The following is a 1,060-nucleotide window of genomic DNA, read 5'->3' as shown; positions in this document are numbered from 1 at the left end:
ATGGATCGTTGATGGATCTGATGGATCGTTGGTGAGCAAAAAAATGGCCCCCGGTCTGGTGCGATCGGGGGTTGGTGTAGAAACAGAGACAGGTGGGTTGTTATTCTGGTTCGTCCGCCAATTCTTCTTTCTCGGCTTCCTCTACAGCCTTTTCGGCTATGACTGCCATCAAGTTTGACAGTGTGCGCCGTTGAATGCCGGCTAATTTTTCTAATTTCTCCTTAACTTCGGGGTCAACATAAAAAGCGATCCTGGCTAATTTGGTTGGCCCACCCACGGTTGTTAGTCCATTAATCATAATTTCCTTGTAATTGTATCACAACGTGCTATCATGGTTCCATGCTAACACAGCCTAGACACAGCTAGGTTAGTCTATGCGCTAACTGAGTAGCCTGTGATAGCGATGGCAAACTAAAAGCCCACTGGTGCAGCAGCCAAGCAAGTCACCAGTGGGCGCGAAAACCCCTTTACAGGAGTAACTATGACTTTATCAGAACTCAAGGCCCATGCGATCGCCCTCGGGCTGTCCAAGGATGACGTCCGCCAATTCGGGAACCTGAGCTACAAGGCAACCTGGGAAGCCGCGATCGCCGACGCCGAAACCGCACCGACCCCAGTGGATGCCCCCGCCCCCGCCCCGACCGACATCTGCGATCGCATTGTCCAGTTGCAGGACAAAGTAGACGCGGCCCTGGAACGGGCAAACATTCAATGTACATTGAAAAAAACGACGGTTGACCGGCCCGACAACCACCACGTCATCCTGGTTTCCGGCGCCTGTGACGGCATTGAAGAACCCGTCGGCCACGCCCCCGACTACCGCGAAGCGCAGCGGATCGCCGACGGGGTGAAACTGGCATTCGGACAGCGGGTCATGATCCGCCACTGGGCCGGCGACGACTCCGAGATCTGGCGCCGCCACGAAGACGAAGTTGACCCCGACACCCTGCCAGAACTGAAGCAGACCGACGATCGCTTCGAGTCCTGGACGCCCTGGATGAAAGCCGGCGCCAAATTCACCACCCCACGGGGCACCCGATTCACCATCGTCGGCTTTGAC

At 55.8% G+C, this 1,060-nt stretch carries 1 protein-coding gene and 1 pseudogene; one reads left to right on the top strand and one right to left on the bottom strand.

Annotated elements, in window-relative coordinates:
• Positions 1 to 100: 100 nt before the first annotated feature.
• Positions 101 to 298, bottom strand: coding sequence for a hypothetical protein (locus tag LKE08_RS02725; RefSeq protein WP_324702655.1), 198 nt, complete (start codon positions 296 to 298; stop codon positions 101 to 103).
• A 183-nt stretch (positions 299 to 481) separates the two neighbouring features.
• Here LKE08_RS02725 and LKE08_RS02720 point away from each other — a divergent pair.
• A pseudogene (locus LKE08_RS02720) lies at positions 482 to 1,060 on the top strand (hypothetical protein); the annotation flags it as partial.

Origin of the sequence: Lyngbya sp. CCY1209 (assembly GCF_035615495.1) — a bacterium.
GTDB lineage: Bacteria > Cyanobacteriota > Cyanobacteriia > Cyanobacteriales > Microcoleaceae > Limnospira.
This window is presented reverse-complemented; position numbering and strand designations above follow the sequence as displayed.